Origin of the sequence: Tahibacter aquaticus (assembly GCF_004363655.1) — a bacterium.
GTDB lineage: Bacteria > Pseudomonadota > Gammaproteobacteria > Xanthomonadales > Rhodanobacteraceae > Tahibacter > Tahibacter aquaticus.
On sequence record NZ_SNZH01000026.1, the window covers coordinates 1 to 20,118 of the forward strand.

Sequence of the window (20,118 nt, forward strand, 5' to 3'; positions counted from 1 at the left end):
CAGAAGCTGAGGCGGCCTACTACCAGCAAATCCGTGAGCTCGCCATGGCGGCGTGACTCACACCAACGAGTCTCCGGGGTTCCCGGGGCGGTTCAGTTGTCGGCGTCAGATGCCAGGAGCTTGAAGGCTTGCTCTCAACGCTCTTGAGGGAGCGGCCGCACAAGTATGTTCCGCCGACCCTAACAGTAACGGGGTCAGGTTAACTTCGAGAGCGATCCCACTAAGTTAACCTGACCCCGTTATCCAGCTACGCATCAGGGCGTCGCTTCCAATACGTTGACATTTACGTATCCTGTACCCTGGGACTGAGGATCATCAATGCCGCTGAGCTGGAACGAAATTAAGAGTCGTGCCACTGCCTTTGTCAAGGAGTGGGAGGGCGAAGCTTCCGAGAGCGCGGAAGCGAAGTCATTCTGGGATAACTTTTTTGAGGTTTTTGGTGTACACCGGCGTCGAATCGCCAGTTTCGAGGTACCCATTAAACGTCCCGACGGCAGTGACGGATTTATAGACTTGCTCTGGAAGGGCATCTTGCTTGTCGAGCATAAATCGAGAGGCAAAGATCTAGATCGCGCGTACGGCCAAGCAAAAGACTACTTCCCTGGCATCAAAGACCGAGATCTACCTCGTTACGTGCTTGTTTCGGATTTCGCACGCTTCCGCCTTTACGATTTGGAAGACAACACTCAACATGAGTTTACGCTGACCGCGCTGCCGCGGAACCTTCGACTATTTGGATTCATCGCGGGCTATCAAAGCAAAGCATTCAAAGACCAAGATCCTGTCAATATTCGAGCCGCAGAGCGCATGGGCAGGCTACATGACGCACTCAAGGACAGCGGCTATACAGGTCACAAGCTCGAAGTACTACTTGTGCGACTCTTGTTCTGCTTGTTCGCGGAAGACACAGGAATATTCGAGCCTCGGCGCCGTTTTCAAGATTTTATAGAGCGCACGAACGAAGATGGCAGCGACCTCGGCGGTCATCTCGCTACGCTATTCGACGCACTCGATACGCCCGTCGTTGCCAGGCAATGCACGCTCGACGCGCAGATTGCTGGATTTCCTTATGTCAACGGCAGGCTCTTTGCTGAACGACTTCCGCCACCTGCATTCAATAACACAATGCGTGACCGTCTGCTGGACGCAGCCGGCCTTGATTGGAGCGAAATTAGCCCTGCGATATTCGGCGCTCTTTTCCAATCAATCATGGACGAAAAGGCACGTCGCAATCTTGGCGCGCACTACACTAGCGAGAAAAATATTCTGAAGCTAATCGGGCCTCTATTCCTTGACAGCCTGAAGGTCGAACTCGAAAAAGCGAAGGGTGGGCGACGTAAACTCCACGAGCTTCACGAGAAGCTCGCTTCCTTACGCTTTCTCGACCCCGCTTGCGGTTGCGGAAATTTTCTCGTCATAGCGTATAGAGAACTCCGTCTTGTAGAACTGGAGTTGATTGAGGTGCTGTATCAGAAGGATCAAGAGGTTGGACAATTTACAGATCCAAGACTCCTTGTAAAATGCAACGTCGATCAGTTCTATGGTATCGAAATCGAAGAATTTCCCGCTCAAATCGCTCAACTTGCGCTTTGGCTTGTCGACCACCAGATCAACATGCGAGTAAGCGAGCGATTTGGCAACCCATTTGACCGTCTTCCACTCGTCGCATCCGCCACCATTGTTAACGATGACGCCCTCTTGGTGGACTGGGAGGAGGTCGTTCCGAAAAGCGATCTAAATTACATACTTGGCAACCCTCCATTCTCCGGCGCAATGGTAATGAGCGATGCCGCGCGAAAGAGTTTTAGCAATGCCGTTCCAGACCTTCATGGCTCTGGCGTACTAGATTATGTCGCCGCCTGGTATTGGCTGGCTGCAAAGTACATCCAGGGAACGGACATTACAGTTGGCTTTGTCTCAACAAACTCAATTTGTCAAGGTGAGCAAGTAGGGCTACTGTGGCGCCCGCTGTTTGATCAGTTCGGAATTCGAATAAACTTCGCTCATCGTACATTCAAGTGGGAGAACGAGGCTCGCGGCAAGGCGGCCGTACACTGCGTGATTGTGGGCTACGCAGCAAAAGATTTAGGCAAGAAAGTTATCTTTGACTACGACGCGATTGGTGGTGAGTCGCATTCCGCTCCAGCAAAGAACATCAATGCCTATCTGCTAGATTCTGTTGACGTCTTCCTAGAGAATCGTTCGACGCCTATCTGCGACGTCCCGCGAATGCGCTTCGGCAGCATGCCGCGAGATGGTGGAAACCTGCTTCTTAGCGACGAAGAAAAGAAAAGCCTGTTGGCAGAGGAACCTCAGTCAGACACATTTATTCAGCCATTTGTAGGTGCGCACGGCTTCCTAAACGGGGAGGCTCGGTGGTGCATTTGGTTTCATAAGCGAGACCCAGCGGCACTACGCCACTTGCCCATTCTTCGAAAACGAGTTGAAAACGTTAAAGCATTTAGGCTAGCAAGCAAGGCCCTGAGTACGCAGAAATTTGCGGCGACCCCGTACTTGTTTTGCCAAATCTCACAACCTGACACTGACTACATCCTGGTACCACGGCACTCGTCCGAGAATCGTCAACTAATACCTATGGGCTTCCTCAGTGCGAGGGACATCGCCGCCGATAGCTGTAATAGCATTCCAGGAGCAGGGAAGTATCATTTTGGGGTACTGCAAAGTTCTATGCACATGGCATGGGTACGGTTCACTTGTGGCCGCCTGAAGAGCGATTTCAGGTACTCCAAAGACGTCGTTTACAATAATTTCCCTTGGCCAGATATCGATGAGAGTAGGCATCGTGAAGCCATTGAAGAGCTTGCCGGAAAAGTCTTGAATGTGCGAGGCGATTTTCCAAACAGCACGCTTGCTGATCTTTACGACCCTATTGCAATGCCAGCGGAACTCGTAAGGGCGCACAACGCGCTCGATCGTGCCGTGGATGCAGCATACGGCAAGCGCGCCTTCAACTCTGACGCTGACAGAGTCGCGTTTTTGTTTGAACGCTATAAGCGGCTCAGTTCATCGCTCTGATGCGAGCCGCCGTTTTGATACTGTGGGCCTTAAATCTGACTAAAACACGCCCCAGACCCGCCCTCCACGCATTTCCCACGCCGCATCAACTCTCTTGCTTTCCCTCAACCAATCGCGCTTTTGCACCTCATCACCAATCACCATTTTATACTTTCCCGCACTTATTCTTTTAAAAAGCAGTGTCTTCTCATCATAGGCAGGAGGCCCTCCTGCTCCCGGCAGCGGCAGAGTGAGCTTGTCCATTGTGTTGTCACTGAAAGTAAGAGAGCAGTCACTCTTGGTATGAGATTGAAAAGTTATTTCGATCACAGTGAGTGGACTGTTAGGTGTGACATCTAGTACCGGAACTCCGAAGAATACTCGCGACAGGCGCTTCATCATCAGCTGATTGCCCGGCACAGCCTTTCCCAGATTCCGCGATATTTTTCCGGCTTCAATCCAGAGGCTAGAACAGACTCGAAGCTTTCGGAGTTGCCCCGGGGTCAAACCTGAGGGCTGTCGGCTGTGCTCAATCACATCATCATCTGTCGGCACTGGATCACTTCGATTCGGAACGCTGTCGAATATGCCTGAGTAACGATCCATAAGTGACGGATCGAGCTTATCAGCCTGTTGCCAGATGCTTTCGTACCACTTCTGGACAGCCTTGACATGCGCGAGTATGGAAGGATGCGGCTCTTGCGCTGTGACGCCAATCAGCAATCCAACCTCGTTACCAGTATTCAAACCCGAACGAGAAAGATTTCCTGAGCCGGCGAACACCGAATGGCCTCCCCCTCCATGTAAAAGGAATGCTTTGGGGTGAAACGGCGTTTTTGGCACGCCCAGTTGTGAAACGACTCGACTTCCGTCGTGTATTCGAACATGAGAAGCAGGAGCACTTTTTAGCATTTTGATCGCAAGAGGTTCGGAACGGCAGTAGTCGAATGAGACCACCCATCGCTTTCTGGCGGTAAGCCAGCGTGACCTCAGACTGTGTTCAAGCATCTGCAACATGTCGCGCGCGCCACCTAACGTAACGTATGCGGCAGCCACGTCCACATGATCATAGTCCACTGCCTCTAGTGTTCTGGCGAGCACTTGCAGATTGGAATCTCCGTACGGTTGCGTAACTGATCCGATAATCATGAAGTGGGCTTCCTCAGGCTGCCTACGGACTGCTAGAAAAGATGCGCTTACATAAGTTTTACATTGAAAATTAATTTCATTCTTACCATGATAAGAACCGTGAAAAATATCCGCGTCTTCCTGCGCACCTACTAGAGTAGAAGCCGCATATTTGGCGTGGCTCCTGCCAATCCAACCGGCCAGCCCCGAAACGACCGATTCTAGAATGTCATTCGTTTTTCATGACATATACGATTCTCGTCACGCCGGATGAGCAGACGAAGGATGCAGAAAGCATGAATTAGCTGGCCGATATCTGAGCGAATCCGGCTCGCCCCTCTATCGCGGCACGCGAAGATTCAGCCGCCCGTTTGGCGTTGTCCAGTATCTGGCGCACTTCAACGCAGAGAACTGTGGTTGCCTCCGTGGCGTCCGTTCCTGACGTGTTAAAAGGACGAGGATTGGCCAGCTCTCCAGTTAACCCATCGATTTTCTGCTGGAACCTACGCTCGGAGTCAGCAGAACTTCTTTTCGCCTCTTCCGCCGCCTTGGCCGCACGCCTGACATCAGCAATCCTGCTGAGTTGCATAATCACTAATGCGACAACTGAAATTGCTAGCAAAATCCAGGCCATGGCGCCCCTGCCCCCCAAAGATTGTCTTGTTGCCGATTCCTATCTGCTCCTGGGATCGAAGCGGGCCTCTCTCCGGCGCTTGGACCGAGGGAAGCCGAGCCACATCCGTTTCAGAAGCTTTCCTAGCCTGTCACCGCGGGCCGAGACCTCTCAGCGGCTAGCAGGGAATGTGCTCGACCAGTACCAGCGGGCATATCCGTACTCTTGACGCTGCCCACCTCCGGATAAACAATGCCTCCCGTTGCCGCCAATTCGGCAACCGGGTTTTGCAGCCCGAAAGCACGACGCACACAGCGTCGCTCCGTGAGTCGGCGTTTTTTTACGTCCGATTTTCGTGCGATGTCGTCTGCCGCTTTTTGGCGGCGGTGTGCGGGGAGCCGCGAGGCTCGCCGGTCTTCGTGCCCGGTCTGCAAACCCGCACACCGTTCGCCACCCTTTTCGCATCCGTCTCGGGTGGCGACTCCCTATCAAGGAGTTGTCCATGGAAGACCGGTACGCTTGTTCCCCAATCGCTAGCCAACACTCGATGCCTTCCGCCGCGCCTGCCGCGGGTTTTCGCCAGCGGAGGGCTGCGCCATGACTGATCACGGCTCGTTTCATCCCATTGAACGCTTTGTCGAAGGTGCAGACCCTGTGCTGTTCGTCTTCGCGACGGATACGCCGGCGCAGCGCCAGGCGCTGCATGACGAGATGGTGGCGCGGCTTTCGGCCATCGCCCAGCTCAGCGAAACGATGACGTACTCGGGTATCGAGTCGCCGGATGCGCGTTCGCACCAGGGCATTCTCGAATGCGTGGCGATCCTCTCGCGGGATGTGCGCGGGCTGCTGGAAGCCAGTTTCCGTGCCGGCCCATGAGTGACTGTGGCCGGGGCGGCATCGCGCCGCTCCGGCGATTGGCGGCAGGCTATGGATCCGGCGGCCGCCATCAGGAAATTTCACCGTTTCTTCCAGAATTGCGGCGGTTCCACTAGCTGCGGGGTCAGTCTGTCCGCCACACGAATGGCTCCCCGCGCTACGGCGCATACGGCGCCGCACAGAGAGCCGGCGTTTTTATGCTGGCTCGCCGGTCCATGGCTGGACTCGCAGTCCAGCACCCTACGGTTGGCGCCCTACCCCGGTCGCCCCCGCGGCGAGCAGCGGCTACCCGGTGGAAAGTTGCTCCGGGGTAGTGGAAACCGCTTCCGGAAGGGAAAAAAGTCGCAACGACCCGGTCGAACGTCGCTCCGGACCCGTAGAAACCGCTTCGGTTGAACAAAAAAGTCGCAACGCCCCCGTCGAAAGTCCTTCCGGGGTAGTAGAAACCGCTTCGGTTGGACAAAAAAGTCGCAACGACCCGGTCGAAAGTCTTTCCGGGGTAGTAGAAACCGCTTCCGTTGGACAAAAAAGTCGCAACGACCCAGTCAGAAGTCCTTCCGACCCAGTCGGGACGGGAGTGTAAATAACCTGGGGCCTGTCAATTTAACGGTGTAACTGCCGCGATTTACCCGCCGACCAAACGGGGCCAGGTTAACTTTCCAGCAGTCTCTGACGTTCTTGCCGGAAAGTTTAACTTGACCCCGTTTTCGGGCTTGCCTGGACGGTGCCGCGTTAACGTCCCGAGCACCATCATCCCGCCTATCGACAGCGATCCTCTGCCAGCTGGCAGCACCCCACGGCCGGACTGCACCGCCTCAATGCGGATTGGGCACGGTCCCACACCAGTTCTGCAGCGTGTTGCCGGTCCAGGTATTTCCGCTCGACGCCGCGTCCTGGTTCGCGTTGCAGGCGCCGTTGTTGTCTACCTGGTTGTACCGAATCGTGCCGCTGTCGCAGTTCTGCAGCCGCAACCCGTTCTGGATGCTGCCCTGGATCAGGTTGGCGCTGATGTAGACCGCCGAACTGTTGTCGAGGCTGACGCCATGCTGGCCGTTGTTCAGCACTTCGCTGTTGAGCACCCCGGCACCCGGGCTGTCATCGAACTCAATGCCGTTGACGCCATTGGCGAACACGAACGCATATTGGATCCGGACGTTGGTGGAGTCGTTGGTGTCGAAACCGTCACCGGTCGAATACACCGCATCCGTTGACGTGAACAGGATGTCGCTGCTGTCGCGGATCTCGAAGCCGGCGCCATTGGAAACCGCGGCACTGTTGAAGAATTGCAGATCCGACGCACTGTCCACGCGAACGCCCACACCGGCGTCGGTCACTGAGCTGTCGCGCACGCTGGATGTCGTGCTCGTCCCCTGGATCCAGATGCCGTAGTCGTAGGCACCGACCACGTCGCAATTGCGGATCGTGATGCCGGTGCGGTTCAGCGAACGGATGCCACAGGTCATCGTGCCACTGGTCCCGCAGCTCCCTGACGCCTGGCGCGGCGAAAAGCGGACCTCATAGCCGTCGCAATCCAGCGTGATGTTGCTGGCACCGAAGCGGATCTGCCCGGTGTGGTTCGCCGTCAGCGTGGTCGTCTGGGTGATAGTCATGATGCCGGTGGTCGCGCGAGCCGCGCCGGGCGCGACCGCGCCCAGCACCAGCGAGACCAGGAACGCACGGACGTACAACGAGGACTGCCATAAGAAGCGTGTCATGCCGGATTCTCCTCGGCGGAAGGCGGGGATTCGCCTCCGCACTTGCACCGCCGTGCTCGCCAGCGACAGCCGTCGCGCACGGACCTGAAGTGCCTCGGATGCTCCCGCTGGTTGCCGGCTCGCGGACTGGCTTGCTCCGCGCGGCCGCCTTGCCGAGGAAGACGAAAAAGATAAAAAGGCAGGAAAAACCAAAGCGACTTTTGTCGCAGCTTACGTGGCCTGCTCGTGCCGTCAAGTGACCGGCGCAGCGAGCGTTTCGCGGGGGCACCGCAAAGGGGTCAGGTCAACTTTCCGTGATCCAGGGGTACGGGGTCAGGTTAACTTTCTCACCTGCAGGCGACCAACCGAAGCACGTCAACCTGACCCCGTTTTCACTGTTCCGTGGCCGGCCGCGCTGCGACCGGCATGCGTTGGACCGTGCAGCGCCTCCGCTTTGCTCAACCGCCGCAGGGCGAAGCGCGCCTCAACAGAAAACGCGCCGTGCGCTGTGCTCAGCCCGCTGATGCGCGACTGACGCTGTTGCCGTCACCGCTGTCGGTCACCGCGGGTGCGTTGCCCGACGCGGCGCGCTTCCACTGGATGCGATTTTCGTCGCCAGCAAGGCTGGCCTCGCCAAGCACCTCGACCACGAGTTCGTTGCGGTCGCCCGAGACTTCGACCGACAGGCAGGTTCCTGTGAGCTTGAGCTTGTTGTCCTCGCCGGATACGGAAACATGCCTGCCCTTGCAGTCGAGCGTACCGGTCTGTTCGCTGTCGTGGATACTCAGCCAGGAGGCGCCACCGCGCGTTTCAACAACCACCTTGATGGTGCCGTCGCTGCGCACCTCGGCTTCCACGCCATCGGCCTTGGCGGCGATGCGCTCCTCGGCGGAAACCGTCAGCGCCGAGGCGGCGAGCGACAGCATCAAAACAGTGCGGCATGCGTTCATTGTTTGTCCTCATGACATGTGGAAATCGTATCCGTGATGCGGCAATGGCTTGTGCGTGCGCCACCAGATCCAGCACGCGATTCTGCGGATGTATGCGTTACTTGGCTGCGACGAAGCGCACAGACGCGCGCTGGCGCGTTCGCGCATCGCCCGAAGACCGGGTCAGGTTAACTTTGGTCTGATTAGCGCCAGTAAGTGAACCTGACCCCGAGGCCTGTCCCGGGACGATGGTGGCCGCGCGTCAGCTCCCTTCAAACCCGCTGGCAAAGATGGGCTCTTCCGGCAGTCCTAGCCCACTGAACGTCACGGATTCGGGACTCCCTGCCGTGTTGTGGAAGTTCACACTCAGCTGCGCCTCTCCGACGGCAACAGGTGTAAAGGTGTATCCCACCGTGCAGCTGAAGAACGCGTTGATGGTGAACGGGGGCTCGGGACAACCGCCGCCGGTACGCACGAAGGCGACCACGGGCGGCACCACGGCCGGTGCGATGCTCAGCACTTGCAGGCGAACCCGCCCTCTGTTGTGCAGCGTGACAAAATGCTCCTCACTGACCGTGCCGACCGGAAGTGGGGGCATGAAGCGGACTTGTCCCGTCGGGGGGTCGAGCTCCAGATCTGCCAGATCGCCTTCGCCGGCCAGCGTGAAATCCTCGTAGGTGCCATCGGCTGTGGTGGCACGCAGGTACTGGTAGATCGTTCCGACGGCCTGCGGGCGGGACGTGTAGCCGAGGGTGCAGCTGGCCTGCGCGGCAAGGGTAAACGGCACTGTGCCGCAACTTCCGCCGGCGTTTGCAAACCTGCCGCTCGCAGGCGTCACTACGACGACCGTCAGGGTCGCGTTGCCGGTATTGGTCAACTCCACATACTTCGGCTCAGAGGTGGCACCCACGGGGTCCAGGAACACGAGCTGGTTCGGGTTTGCGTCAAGCGCTGCTCGCCCACTGGCGGCCAAAAGGATGGCGCTGGCGACACCGAGACGGCCCACGCGCTTGATAAGTAGATTCATATTCCGCCCTTCGATTTGTTGTTTTGATGACGCACAGCCCGCGTGCGCGGGTGAGTCTGCGCACGAACGACGCTATCGACAGGCCCGTGGGCCGCCCGATGGTTGGCGCAGAGCGCCTATCGCACTTAAACGACGAAAGCACGGGAGTACTGCCATGGGCTAACGGAGTCAGGTTCACTTCGGCGGCGCTGGCCGGAAGTTTCTGACCTGGGAATCAGCGATCGACACGCGGCTAACGGGGTCCGGCTAACGGGGTCAGGTTGACTTCCTCAGTAGCGCCAGCACGCTGACTCGACCCCGTCTCCCGCGGCGGCGGCTCGCAAGTCCTCGCCTACACGATGTCCGCGTCGGCATGGCCGGGGAATAACGGGGTCAGGTTCAGATGCCCGAAGGCCGGATGAAGCGCCGTCTCAAGCGACCCGTTTCGTCGAGGGCTCTCAGCCTTCGCCGGTCATCGCCAATGCCAGCGCCTGCGCCACTTCGATGCCGTCGATGGCGGCAGAGTAGATGCCGCCGGCATAACTGGCGCCTTCGCCGGCCGGGTACAGGCCGCGGGTGTTGAGACTCTGATAGTCCGCCCCGCGAGTGATGCGGATCGGCGATGAGGTGCGCGTCTCCACGCCGGTAAGCACCGCGTCGTGCATGGCGAATCCCTTGAGCTGGCGATCGAGCGCCGGGATGGCTTCGCGGATGGCGGCGATGGCGTACTCGGGCAGGGCGGTGGAGAGGTCGCCCAGGCGCACGCCGGGCGTGTACGAGGGCTGCACGTCGCCGAAGTGCTTCGATGGCCGGCTGCGCACGAAATCGCCGACCAACTGACCTGGCGCCCAATAATCGCCGCCGCCCAGCGCGAATGCCTGACGCTCCCACTGGCGCTGGAACGCGATGCCGGCGAGCGGGCCGCCGGGGTAGTCGGCGGGGCTGATGCCCACCACCAGGCCGGCGTTGGCGTTGCGCTCGTTTCGCGAATACTGGCTCATGCCGTTGGTGACGACATTGCCGGGTTCGGAGGTGGCCGCGACCACCGTGCCGCCAGGGCACATGCAAAAGCTGTAGACGCCGCGCCCGTTCTTCGCATGATGGACGAGGCGATAGTCGGCGGCACCCAGCAACGGATGCCCGGCGGAGGCGCCAAAACGCGCGTTGTCGACCAGCGATTGCGGGTGCTCAATGCGGAAGCCGACCGAGAACGGCTTGGCTTCGACATACACGCCGCGTTTGTGGAGCATCTCGAAGGTGTCGCGTGCGCTGTGGCCGATCGCCAGCACCACATGCTCGCACGGCAGCTCTTCGCCATCTTTCAGCACCAGACCGCGCAGGTGTCCGTCGACGATGCGCATATCGTCCACCCGTGCACCGAAGCGAATCTCGCCGCCCAGCGACTCGATGGTGGCACGCATTTTCTCGATCATGCTCACCAGCCGGAACGTGCCGATGTGCGGCTTGCTCACGTACAGGATTTCTTCCGGCGCTCCGGCCCGCACGAACTCTTCCAGCACCTTGCGGCCGTAAAAGCGCGGGTCCTTGATCTGGCTCCAGAGCTTGCCGTCGGAGAACGTGCCGGCACCGCCTTCGCCGAACTGGACATTCGATTCGGGATCGAGCACCGCCTGGCGCCACAGGCCAAAGGTGTCGCGAGTGCGCTCGCGCACCGCCTTGCCGCGCTCCAGCACGATCGGCCGGAAGCCCATCTGCGCGAGGATCAACGCCGCAAAAAGGCCGCAGGGCCCGAAACCGATCACCACCGGCCGTGATTTCAGTGTGGACGGTGCGTGGGTCACGAAGCGATAGCGCATGTCTGGGCTGGGGGCCACGTGGGCGATGCCGCGCGAGGCAATATCCGCGTTGACCGGGTCGCGCAGTTCGACATCGACCGTGTAGATCAGCGTAATGGCGCTGCGTTTGCGCGCGTCGTAGCTGCGCTTGTGGACCGTGAATCCGATGAGGTCGCCATCGGCAATGCCCAGCCGCTGCACAATGGCCGCCCGCAGGTCGGTCTCGGGGTGGTCCAGCGGCAGTTTCAGTTCGGTCAGACGCAGCATGAGGCGGGTTCGAAGTGTATCGGGGCGGCGATGTTGCCATGCTCGAGCCCGCACCTGCACGCAAGCCGCGGGCTGCCTCGTCGCCTACAATGGCCGGCCGCACAACCGACCGGATACTCCTTAGATGACGCCAACCAGGACCGCCCCCGCGACGGCCGATGTTATCGTCATCGGCGGCGGCGCTGCCGGCCTCATGTGCGCGCGAGTTGCGGGCCTGCGTGGACGGCGCGTGCGTGTGATCGAGCACGCCAACCGCTGCGGCAAGAAAATCCTGATGTCAGGCGGCGGGCGCTGCAATTTCACCAACAGCGGCACCACGGCGGCCAATTTCATCTCCGGCAACCCGCATTTTTGCAAGTCTGCGTTGGCGCGTTACACCCCGCAGCACTTCATCGAGATGGTCGAGCGTCACGGCATCGCGTATCACGAAAAGGAACTTGGGCAACTGTTCTGCGACGACTCATCGAAGCAGATCGTGAAGATGTTGCTGGACGAATGCGCCGATGCCGGCGTGCGTATCGACACGCAGTGCAGCGTCGAAAGCATCGAGCGCATCGACGATGGTTTCCGGGTGCGGACCACGCTCGGTGAATTGCGTGCGCCCGCACTGGTCGTCGCGACCGGCGGCCTGTCGATTCCCAGTATGGGTGCGACCGGCTTCGGCTACGAACTCGCGCGCCAGTTCGGTCACACCGTGCTGCCGACCCGGGCCGGCCTGGTACCGCTGACGCTCAGCGGCAAACATCAGGAACGTCTGGCCGACCTCAGCGGCGTCGCACTGCCGATCACGGCGCACTGCAATGGCCGTGAATTCAGCAATTTCATGCTCATCACCCATCGCGGTGTCAGCGGTCCGTCAATCCTGCAGATTTCCTCGTACTGGAACCTCGGGGACGCCTTGCACCTGGACCTGCTGCCGCAGGGCGATGCCTTCGAGATTCTCAAGGAACAGCGCAGCCGACGCCCGGCAGCGGAATTGCGCACCACGCTTGGCGAACTGTTCCCCAAACGCTTCGCCGAACGCCTTTGCGACATCGGGTTCACCAGTCGCCCGATGCGTCAGTTCAACGATCCCGAACTGCGCGTCATCGCTGCGCAACTGCAACAGTGGCCACTGATCGCCAGCGGCACCGAAGGCTACCGCACCGCCGAAGTCACCCTCGGTGGTGTCGACACCGACGAACTGTCGTCATCCACGATGCAATCCAAACGCGTCCCCGGCCTGTATTTCATCGGCGAAGTCGTCGACGTCACCGGCTGGCTGGGCGGCTACAACTTCCAGTGGGCCTGGGCGTCGGGCCACGCCGCCGGATCGGCAGTGTAGGGCGGAAGATTAGGACACCCCCAATTCCACGAGCGATTCGGACACGTGAGACTCAAGGGCTCCGGCGAACAGGCAGATGAGCCGGGAGCCCGAATGATGCGGCACGGCGGGTGTTCCTCCTGACGTCCGGACGGGAAACGGCGGGCAGATTGCGCGCTTCAGGCGGGCCAGCTTCAGGCCCACGGCAGCGGGCCATATCGTGATGTTTCTGTTGAGATTGTCTCCGGTCCCTTAGAATAGCGCGATGAAAACCCCTACCGCGCTGCGAGCGCTGATCGACGACGGTGTCATAGACGAGGTGTTGCGTCCGCTCAAGAGCGGCAAGGAAGCGGCGGTGTACGTGGTCCGCAGCGGCGACGATGTCCGTTGCGCGAAGGTGTACAAGGACATGGCCCAGCGCAGCTTCCAGCAGCGTGTGCAGTATCAGGAAGGCCGTAAGGTGCGCGGCAGCCGCGAGGCCCGGGCGATCGGCAAGGCGACCTCGTACGGTCGCAAGCAGCAGGAAACCGCCTGGAAGAACGCCGAGGTCGATGCGTTGTACCTGCTGCGAGAAGCCGGCGTCCGCGTGCCTGTGCCCTATGGCTACTACCACGGTGTGCTGGTGATGGAGCTGGTGACCGACGCCGAAGGGTTTTCGGCGCCCCGGTTGGGCGAGGTCGAGTTGACGGCCGAGCAGGCGCGGGAATTCCATGCGGTGCTGGTGCGGCAGGTGGTGCGCATGCTCTGCTGTGGCCTGATCCACGGCGATCTGTCGCCGTACAACGTGCTGGTGGGGCCGGACGGCCCGATCGTGATCGATTTTCCCCAGGTGGTCAGTGCTGCCGGCAACAACGCCGCCCGCCAGATGTTACTACGCGACATGAACAATCTCACCGCCAGCCTGGGGCGGTGGGCGCCGGAACTGCTCGACACCTGGTACGGCGAGGAAATGTGGGCGCTGTTCGAGGCAGGTGATCTCCTGCCCGACACGGCACTGACCGGCAAATTCGTGCATGACGAGCGCACGGTCGACGTGGATAGCGTGCGAGAGGCCATCGAAAACGCCCGTCAGGAGGCGCTGATCCGCCAGCAGGGGCGCGAGGCGGCGGCGATGGATGATTGAACGCCTTCCCCTGCCTGGTCTGCAGCTACTGATGCACGTGTTTTCAACCACCGGTCCGCCATGATCAACAACGACATACTGCGCAGCATCCGCTACATGCTTGACCTGGGCGACCAGAAGGTCGTCGAAATCGCGAAACTGGTCGACCCGGCTTTCCCGCTCGAGAAGACCGACGTGCTGGCATTTCTGCGCAGGGAAGATGATCCCGAGTACGTCGTATGCAGTGATGGCGTACTCGCGCACTTTCTCGACGGACTGGTGATCCATTTCCGGGGCCGCAACGAAAGCCTGCCATCACGGCCGGTGGAAAAGCGCATCACCAACAATCTGGTACTGAAGAAATTGCGTGTGGCCTTCGAAATGAAGGATGTCGATGTGCAGGATACCTTCGCCGCAGCAGGGTTTCCGCTGTCGAAACCGGAGTTGACCGCGCTGTTCCGCCAGCCTGGCCACGACAACTACCGGGCCTGTGGTGACCAGCTGCTGCGCAATTTTCTCAAGGGCCTGACCCTGCGCGTACGCGGCGAGTGAGCAGGCTGCTCAAAACTTCTCGCTCACCGGCAGGCAGCGCCCTTCGCTGACCGGCATCTTGGCCAGCGAAGAAGATCAGGACACCCCCAATTTCGATTCTGCCGACACCTGAACCCGATCGTTGCGGCGGCGTTCGCGCGGTCCGTGGGAATTAGCGTCAACTTCCAGGCCAGCAGCCCTCTTGCGCGGCGAAGGGCCGGCGTCCCTATCGAACGGCGGCGCGCGATGCAGGAACTCAGCGAAACCATCGCAAAGGCGCAGCGGGAATGGCCGGGCTCGCGCACGCACGGTGTGATCCTCGACGCCGTGGCCATCCAGCGCGCGCGATGTGCGCGGGCTGCTGGAAATCGGTTCGGGTCGTCGGTGGGCGGGGGGCGATCCAGAAGGCATCCACAGACGCGGATACGTACATTCGTACAGGTCCGGAATCGTATACCGGCGCGGGAGCGCTGCGATGTCACCCGCGGTGGCGGGCGGGTGCGGAATGTCTCGATTGCCGCGCGGATTGCGTAATTCTCCCTGTAGCCACTGGCCGGGACGAGGGGGTTTTATGCTGAGCCGTCTGATACTGGGATTGGTCGCGTTGTGCGCGATGTCGTCCGCGTCGGCACTCGAGTACGTACCGGATGGAACCTTCAACGCCGGCACTCACTACCTCGAGACGTTTTCAGGTCCGCCCGAGCGCCACTACCTTGGCCAGCGCATCGTCCGGCTGCCCGACGGCAGCGTCATCGTCGGCGCGTTGGTGCCGCGCCAGGAGTTCGGTGCCTACGCGGTCGGACTCGTGCGCTACGACGCCGCTGGTGTCCGTCAGCCCTGGACGAATCCGGGCGTGTTTGGCGCGGCCGCCAACCGGTTCCTGATCTTCGATCCGCCGGGCTCGCCGCTGCGCAAGGTCCAGGGCGTCCACGATCTCGTCGTCTGGGGCGACCGGCTGTTCGTGCTCGTGAACGTGCAGATGGGCGACGCCGATGTTCCGCTACTGCCGCCGCCGATGATTTCGGTGGGCCACGTCGTCGAAATCCTCGTATTCGGCACCGACGGTGCGTTTCTCGGTTCGACCGTGGTCATGCCGCCGAACAGTCCGAAGTTATATTCTGCGGGCGGTATCGCGCTCTACGTGCCCGACCTGACCGCGCCGTCGCCGGCCCTGCATCTCGTCTACGCCGGCACCACGCACGGCACTGGCACCGACCGGCGCGCCGATTTCGTACGCTACGAGGTCGGCAGCGGCGCCAGGCTGACGCGCCTCGTCCGGAGGCAGCCGAACCCCGTCAGACTCTGCGACGGCGACCGAGGTTGCGACATCCGCGAGATCGCGCTCGGCGGCCGGTCTTCGCCGGCCGAGCCGCCCCGGATCTACCTCGCCGGATCGCACAATTTCGGGAGCGGTGCCAGGGACCATCTGGTCATGCGCGTCGACGTGAACGGCGCTCCCGTCGCCGGGTTCGGCAGCGGCGGTGCGGTGCGCATCGACTACCCCGCCTCGTCGTTCGACGACGATCGCGGCCAGGCGCTCGCCGTCACACACCGCGGCAGCAGCCTGAACCAGGACGCGATCTATGTCGCCGGTGAGATCACCGGCCAGTGCAGCAGCCGTGCGGGTCTTGCGAAGATCCGCGCCGACGGCACGCTTGATCCGGCGTTTGGCGCAAGCGGCACAGGCACGGTGACTTGGTCGATCCCCGGCGCGGCACCCGAACACACACCCTGCGGCCCGTGGATTGGCGGCCTGCGGCTGCGCGACACGAGCGGCATCGTCGCGAGCGACGGCAAGATCGCGCTCGTGTCGCAAGCGGAATACGCGACGCCACCGGGTGGTACCGAGTTCAAGACGGAAGCACTGCTTACCGTGTTCGACGCCGCGACCGGTGCGCGCGAGGCGAACAGCTTGGTGCCGTATCGCGAGAACGGCGTACGGGTGCGCCATTCCGGAACCGGCGCACTCGTCGCCGACGGCGCGGGGCGCTACACGATGACCGGGCACGTGCGGTATTTCGCGAGCGCTGCGCCGAACCTGGTCGGACGACATCACGTGGCGACCGTGCGGCTCGTTGTCGAAAGCTCGTTCGCCGAGGTGATGGACTGAGAGTGCCGTTCGACGGAGCGGGGCTGCCATCCTCCGGACGATTCCCGTTCACCGCGAGCGCACGACTGGTGGGGTGGTCATGCATCGACGCGCATCCCTGCCCTCGTGCCAGAAGTCAGGCATCGAGCGGAGCAGACAGATTCCAGGAACCTGCTTATGCGCATCATGAACTTTGTGGGTGTGCCGAATTTCGCCTCGCCTGAACGTTGTGGGCGTCCCGAAATTTCGCCGTCCCGAAGTTCGCCGGCATCGGACCGGCTAAGCCAACCTGATGCACTTGCCGCCGAATCAACGATTTCCGTTCGGACGGGATGGCAGCAGCGTCAACAGCGTGATGACCGTCGGAAAAATAAAGCCCTTCAGGTACGAGAACGGATCACGCCCTGCAGTAAAGGCGACGGGGATATCGCCAAAATGCGCCCAGTAGTGGGTTGCAACCAGTACGCCGATGCCAGCCCACATCACCCATAGAGCGCGGCGGAAGCCGCACACCACCAGCGCCAGTCCGATGATGATGCTGAGACGGAGCGCCGACTGGAGGTATTCGTAGGACTTTGGCGTTCCGTTCGCGGTCCTGTCGTAAAGCCCTTCATGGTTACCGACGCCCAGATAGAGGTCGTAGAGGACCGTCACGTGATAGAAGATCAGCAGGCCGGCAAGAACACCGACGATCACGCGGCGAAGCAGCAGGAAGCGGTTCGCGGCGAGCATTGCAGAAATTGGCATAAGTAGGGAAACCCGCTTTTTGCGGCAGTGTGGTAACGCCGCACTGGTCGCGCAAGTACCCGTGGGCATACCGCCCGGGCGCCGACCGGCTGCCGATGCCAGTCGCATGCCATGGAAAGCGCAGGATTACCGAGATCAGGACACCCGCAACGCCGATTCAACCAACGGGGTGTCCTGAGTTTCCCGGCACCCAGTGGTACAACGCCATGGGTGTCCCGATTTCCCCCCTCCCGAAAAAAACGAAGCTCGCGCATGACGCGAGCTTCGCTGGGCCAGCCCGATTGAATGGCTGTTACAGGTCGATGCTATTGGCAAAGATGACATCGCCGCCGATGACGGCAACGACGTTCGAGTATTCCGAGGTGTTGTTGGCGGTGCAGGCCGACAAGATGATGCCGTTGTTGCCGAGGAAACACTTCAGCTGTCCCTGCCAGCCGGAGCCGGAAGGCACATTGGTCAACGGCGTCACGTCGGTCGCGGTCATCACGACACTGCGCCCGGCAGAGACGGGCGGCAAGTTGACAGTGCAACGACCCGCAGAACACAAGCCGCTGTTGGCAGGCTTGCCGGTCGCGTCGGTGGTGATCGTCTGCTCACCCAGGAACACCATCGAGGTTGCCGCGGTGGTCGCGGCGGCATTGATCGAATAGAACTCCATGCGGAAGGTCGCCGGGCCATGGCTGGCCAGTATCCAGCGCAACGTGGTGTTCGCCGTGACGTTGGCGGGCCCTGCGGCACCGACACACAGTCCGCTGACGTCGGTGCCCGTGCAGATCCGCGGCGTGTTCTGATCGCGATTGGCGTAATTGGCGGGGAATTCGCTGTGGTCTGCGTCGGTGGCATTGGCGTTGTGCTCAAGATCGATATCCACACCGGCCAGCGTTCTGGCATTGCCGTAGACGCGGTTACGCTGGAACAGATTGGCCCAGCCGCTGGTGTCGCCGCCACCGTTGTAAAGCTTGATGCCATTGCGCTTGTTCGCCACGATAACGTTGCGGTCGGCGGAATTGGCACTACCCACCGCTGTCGAGGCGGCAGTTTCGATATGGATGCCATCCACGCCATTGCCCAGGGTCGTGACGTTGGCGAATTTCGGGCTGATGCCGACAAAGTTTTTCAGGATGCTGGTGCTGTTGGTACTGCTGCCACGAATGGTGATGCCGTGGCGTGCGTTTGCCGCGACGGTGTTTCCCGTGATGGAGTTACCCGTGGTGGTGACGATGATGCCGTCGCCTTTGTTGCCGAAGGCGGCGGAGTTGATCGCGGTGCCGGTGGGGAACTCGGCCAATCCGATCGTGTTGTAGATCACTTTCACGCCATTGCTCGCGCCCGTGATCATCACGCCGCCATAGTCGGCGCCCACATCCGGGAAGGCGTTGTTGTTCGCGCCCTTGTTGTCGGAAATCAGATTGGCTGGGCCGATCACGAGGGACGTAGAACTCGGATTGAAGCTCGCCGCCGACGTATCGGGCTTTGAATCGACATAGATGCCGCTCAAGGTGTTGCCGATATGCACCGCCTGATTGGCGGCGCTCAGGCCGATCCGGTTGCCCATAATGAAGTTCGGCAGGAACACGGAACCGGCGACGGCGTTGATGCCGTTGCCGTTATTGCCGCTGATGACGTTGCCCGGACCAATCATGTTGCCAAAGGTGGAACCGACCAGATTGACGCCGTTGCCGCCATTCGCAATCGCGATGTTGCCGGTCAGGTCGGTGCCGATCATGTTGCCGCTGATGAATACCCCGGCGAGGTTCTGACTGAAAACCTCGATACCATCGCCGCCGTTGCCGGAGATGACGTTGCCGCTGATCTGCACGGGCTGCAGCGAGGCAAGGGTCGTGGCCAGCTGGCTCTGGAACGCGTTGATGGTGGACGCATCCACCGGCTGCACCGGAAATTGCGCGTACAGGTTGGACAGAAACCCGGTGCTGGTATCGGGGTAGACCCGCGACGACGAGACCGAGATTCCATCGCCCGAATTGGGCAGCGCGACCGCACCGGTAACGTTCACGCCGATGTAGTTGCCAGTGAACGTATAGTCGTGGCCGTTGGCGCTGATGCCATTGCCATTGCAGTTGCCGATCACCAGATTGAAGATCTTCGAACCGGTGGCGCCATCGGCATGACCCAGCGCGGCGGTGCCCGAATCGGTGAGATCCAGGCAACTACGACCATTGCCGTTGATCGTCACCTTGTTGCCATTGATGGTGTACGGCGCGCGCAACTGCGGCAGCCCGCCATTGATCACGGTGATCGAGGTGACGCCAACAAAGTTGATGGTGTGCGAACCAGAGCGCGTATTGCCGAACATGATCGCGGCGCGCAGCGAGCATTTCGTGGTGTCGCCTTGGGTGGCGCACTTGGTGGTGGTGGCGGGATCCTGCACGGCATCGTTGGACACGTTCACGTTGTAGATTTCGGCGCCGGCTTGCACGCTCAGCCCTGCCAGCATCGCGCCCGCCAGCCACAGCGCGCCCAGGCGCCGCGCGCCGGAGGAAAATCTCTTGCCGCGCACGTGCGCGGATTGCATCGTGTACATGGTCCCACCCATTAGTTGACGTAAACGGAGTTGACTGGCCGACGTCTGCGTTATCAGCCGGATGCCGTACATAACGCCCAACGGAAAGAAACCGAACATCTGGCGATGGCAACGGGGCCTGGTGCGAATGGCACTGAGTTGACGCCAAGCCCCTGATCAAAAAAGTAAAGCCGGCTCGCAGTGGCAGGGTGGAGTTACCCGACGACAGCCGCAGCAAAGGAGCCGGCTTCATGCAGCCTGTACGCAGCACGCTGCGCCGAATTTTCACCGCGCGGCTCGTGACCGGAAAACTCTCGGCACATTCCCGACCGAGCCGGAGGGGCCCTCGCCCCGGCAAGCCCGGGCTGATCGCCCGAGGGCTGTCCCGAATCTACGCCGCCTCGCACGCACGAGAGGGAAATGTTGCTATTGTCGCAGGGTACACAATACTGCTGCGGCAACGCACCCACGAATCAGGGGCAACATTGGCGTAATAAAGGA

At 60.7% G+C, this 20,118-nt stretch carries 14 protein-coding genes; 6 read left to right on the plus strand and 8 right to left on the minus strand.

Translation table 11 applies throughout. The features are described from left to right. The first annotated feature begins 318 nt into the window (after nucleotides 1-318). Nucleotides 319-3,036, plus strand: coding sequence for a class I SAM-dependent DNA methyltransferase (locus DFR29_RS27155; protein ID WP_133821786.1), 2,718 nt, complete (start codon nucleotides 319-321; stop codon nucleotides 3,034-3,036). A 39-nt stretch (nucleotides 3,037-3,075) separates the two neighbouring features. Here DFR29_RS27155 and DFR29_RS27160 read toward each other — a convergent pair whose 3' ends face one another. Both DFR29_RS27160 and DFR29_RS27165 read right to left on the minus strand, forming a co-directional pair. After that, the gene (locus tag DFR29_RS27160) at nucleotides 3,076-4,164 is read right to left on the minus strand and encodes a hypothetical protein (protein ID WP_133821787.1); all 1,089 of its coding nucleotides are present in this window, start codon (nucleotides 4,162-4,164) and stop codon (nucleotides 3,076-3,078) included. Between the two features lie 280 nt (nucleotides 4,165-4,444). Beyond that, complete coding sequence (locus DFR29_RS27165; RefSeq protein ID WP_133821788.1) at nucleotides 4,445-4,777, minus strand: hypothetical protein; 333 nt, start codon at nucleotides 4,775-4,777, stop codon at nucleotides 4,445-4,447. Nucleotides 4,778-5,353: 576 nt separating this feature from the next. On the opposite strand from DFR29_RS27165, the gene DFR29_RS27170 reads away from it, so the two are divergent. Further along, nucleotides 5,354-5,632 carry a hypothetical protein gene (locus DFR29_RS27170; protein ID WP_133821789.1) on the plus strand — a complete coding sequence of 93 codons (279 nt, stop codon included), beginning with the start codon at nucleotides 5,354-5,356 and terminating at the stop codon, nucleotides 5,630-5,632. Between the two features lie 815 nt (nucleotides 5,633-6,447). On the opposite strand, the gene DFR29_RS27175 is transcribed toward DFR29_RS27170, so the two are convergent. The 4 genes from DFR29_RS27175 to DFR29_RS27190 all read right to left on the minus strand — a co-directional run bounded on the left by DFR29_RS27175 (nucleotide 6,448) and on the right by DFR29_RS27190 (nucleotide 11,324). Beyond that, complete coding sequence (locus tag DFR29_RS27175) at nucleotides 6,448-7,320, minus strand: right-handed parallel beta-helix repeat-containing protein (RefSeq protein ID WP_166654378.1); 873 nt, start codon at nucleotides 7,318-7,320, stop codon at nucleotides 6,448-6,450. Nucleotides 7,321-7,838: 518 nt separating this feature from the next. Then, nucleotides 7,839-8,276, minus strand: a complete 438-nt coding sequence (locus tag DFR29_RS27180; protein WP_133821791.1) for a DUF3060 domain-containing protein — start codon at nucleotides 8,274-8,276, stop codon at nucleotides 7,839-7,841. A 241-nt stretch (nucleotides 8,277-8,517) separates the two neighbouring features. Then, nucleotides 8,518-9,282: a choice-of-anchor D domain-containing protein gene (locus DFR29_RS27185; RefSeq protein ID WP_133821792.1), complete on the minus strand. Its 765-nt coding sequence runs from the start codon at nucleotides 9,280-9,282 to the stop codon at nucleotides 8,518-8,520. Between the two features lie 437 nt (nucleotides 9,283-9,719). Next, a complete protein-coding gene (locus DFR29_RS27190) occupies nucleotides 9,720-11,324 on the minus strand; it encodes an NAD(P)/FAD-dependent oxidoreductase (RefSeq protein WP_133821830.1) in 1,605 nt (534 codons plus the stop codon). 124 nt (nucleotides 11,325-11,448) lie between these two features. On the opposite strand from DFR29_RS27190, the gene DFR29_RS27195 reads away from it, so the two are divergent. The 4 genes from DFR29_RS27195 (at nucleotide 11,449) to DFR29_RS27210 (ending at nucleotide 16,370) form a co-directional block, all read left to right on the plus strand. Further along, nucleotides 11,449-12,648: a BaiN/RdsA family NAD(P)/FAD-dependent oxidoreductase gene (locus tag DFR29_RS27195; protein ID WP_133821793.1), complete on the plus strand. Its 1,200-nt coding sequence runs from the start codon at nucleotides 11,449-11,451 to the stop codon at nucleotides 12,646-12,648. A gap of 244 nt (nucleotides 12,649-12,892) precedes the next feature. Further along, the gene (locus DFR29_RS27200; protein ID WP_133821794.1) at nucleotides 12,893-13,750 is read left to right on the plus strand and encodes a PA4780 family RIO1-like protein kinase; all 858 of its coding nucleotides are present in this window, start codon (nucleotides 12,893-12,895) and stop codon (nucleotides 13,748-13,750) included. 60 nt (nucleotides 13,751-13,810) lie between these two features. After that, nucleotides 13,811-14,281, plus strand: coding sequence for a YehS family protein (locus DFR29_RS27205; protein WP_133821795.1), 471 nt, complete (start codon nucleotides 13,811-13,813; stop codon nucleotides 14,279-14,281). Between the two features lie 550 nt (nucleotides 14,282-14,831). After that, nucleotides 14,832-16,370 (plus strand): NHL repeat-containing protein, encoded by a 1,539-nt coding sequence (locus DFR29_RS27210; protein WP_166654379.1) that lies wholly within the window; start codon nucleotides 14,832-14,834, stop codon nucleotides 16,368-16,370. Between the two features lie 288 nt (nucleotides 16,371-16,658). On the opposite strand, the gene DFR29_RS27215 is transcribed toward DFR29_RS27210, so the two are convergent. Together DFR29_RS27215 and DFR29_RS27220 are read right to left on the minus strand one after the other, a co-directional pair. Next, nucleotides 16,659-17,081: a hypothetical protein gene (locus DFR29_RS27215; RefSeq protein ID WP_133821797.1), complete on the minus strand. Its 423-nt coding sequence runs from the start codon at nucleotides 17,079-17,081 to the stop codon at nucleotides 16,659-16,661. Between the two features lie 307 nt (nucleotides 17,082-17,388). Beyond that, a complete protein-coding gene (locus DFR29_RS27220; protein WP_133821798.1) occupies nucleotides 17,389-19,737 on the minus strand; it encodes an autotransporter outer membrane beta-barrel domain-containing protein in 2,349 nt (782 codons plus the stop codon). Between the last annotated feature and the right edge of the window lie 381 nt (nucleotides 19,738-20,118).

Bases quoted from the DNA above. Each gene is read 5' to 3' on its own strand.
- DFR29_RS27190 (WP_133821830.1), bottom strand. From the start codon at position 11,324: ATGCTGCGTCTGACCGAACTGAAACTGCCGCTGGACCACCCCGAGACC.
- DFR29_RS27195 (WP_133821793.1), top strand. From the start codon at position 11,449: ATGACGCCAACCAGGACCGCCCCCGCGACGGCCGATGTTATCGTCATC.
- DFR29_RS27210 (WP_166654379.1), top strand. From the start codon at position 14,832: ATGCTGAGCCGTCTGATACTGGGATTGGTCGCGTTGTGCGCGATGTCG.
- DFR29_RS27180 (WP_133821791.1), bottom strand. From the start codon at position 8,276: ATGAACGCATGCCGCACTGTTTTGATGCTGTCGCTCGCCGCCTCGGCG.
- DFR29_RS27220 (WP_133821798.1), bottom strand. From the start codon at position 19,737: ATGTTCGGTTTCTTTCCGTTGGGCGTTATGTACGGCATCCGGCTGATA.
- DFR29_RS27205 (WP_133821795.1), top strand. From the start codon at position 13,811: ATGATCAACAACGACATACTGCGCAGCATCCGCTACATGCTTGACCTG.
- DFR29_RS27160 (WP_133821787.1), bottom strand. From the start codon at position 4,164: ATGATTATCGGATCAGTTACGCAACCGTACGGAGATTCCAATCTGCAA.
- DFR29_RS27170 (WP_133821789.1), top strand. From the start codon at position 5,354: ATGACTGATCACGGCTCGTTTCATCCCATTGAACGCTTTGTCGAAGGT.
- DFR29_RS27200 (WP_133821794.1), top strand. From the start codon at position 12,893: ATGAAAACCCCTACCGCGCTGCGAGCGCTGATCGACGACGGTGTCATA.
- DFR29_RS27165 (WP_133821788.1), bottom strand. From the start codon at position 4,777: ATGGCCTGGATTTTGCTAGCAATTTCAGTTGTCGCATTAGTGATTATG.
- DFR29_RS27185 (WP_133821792.1), bottom strand. From the start codon at position 9,282: ATGAATCTACTTATCAAGCGCGTGGGCCGTCTCGGTGTCGCCAGCGCC.
- DFR29_RS27215 (WP_133821797.1), bottom strand. From the start codon at position 17,081: ATGCTCGCCGCGAACCGCTTCCTGCTGCTTCGCCGCGTGATCGTCGGT.
- DFR29_RS27155 (WP_133821786.1), top strand. From the start codon at position 319: ATGCCGCTGAGCTGGAACGAAATTAAGAGTCGTGCCACTGCCTTTGTC.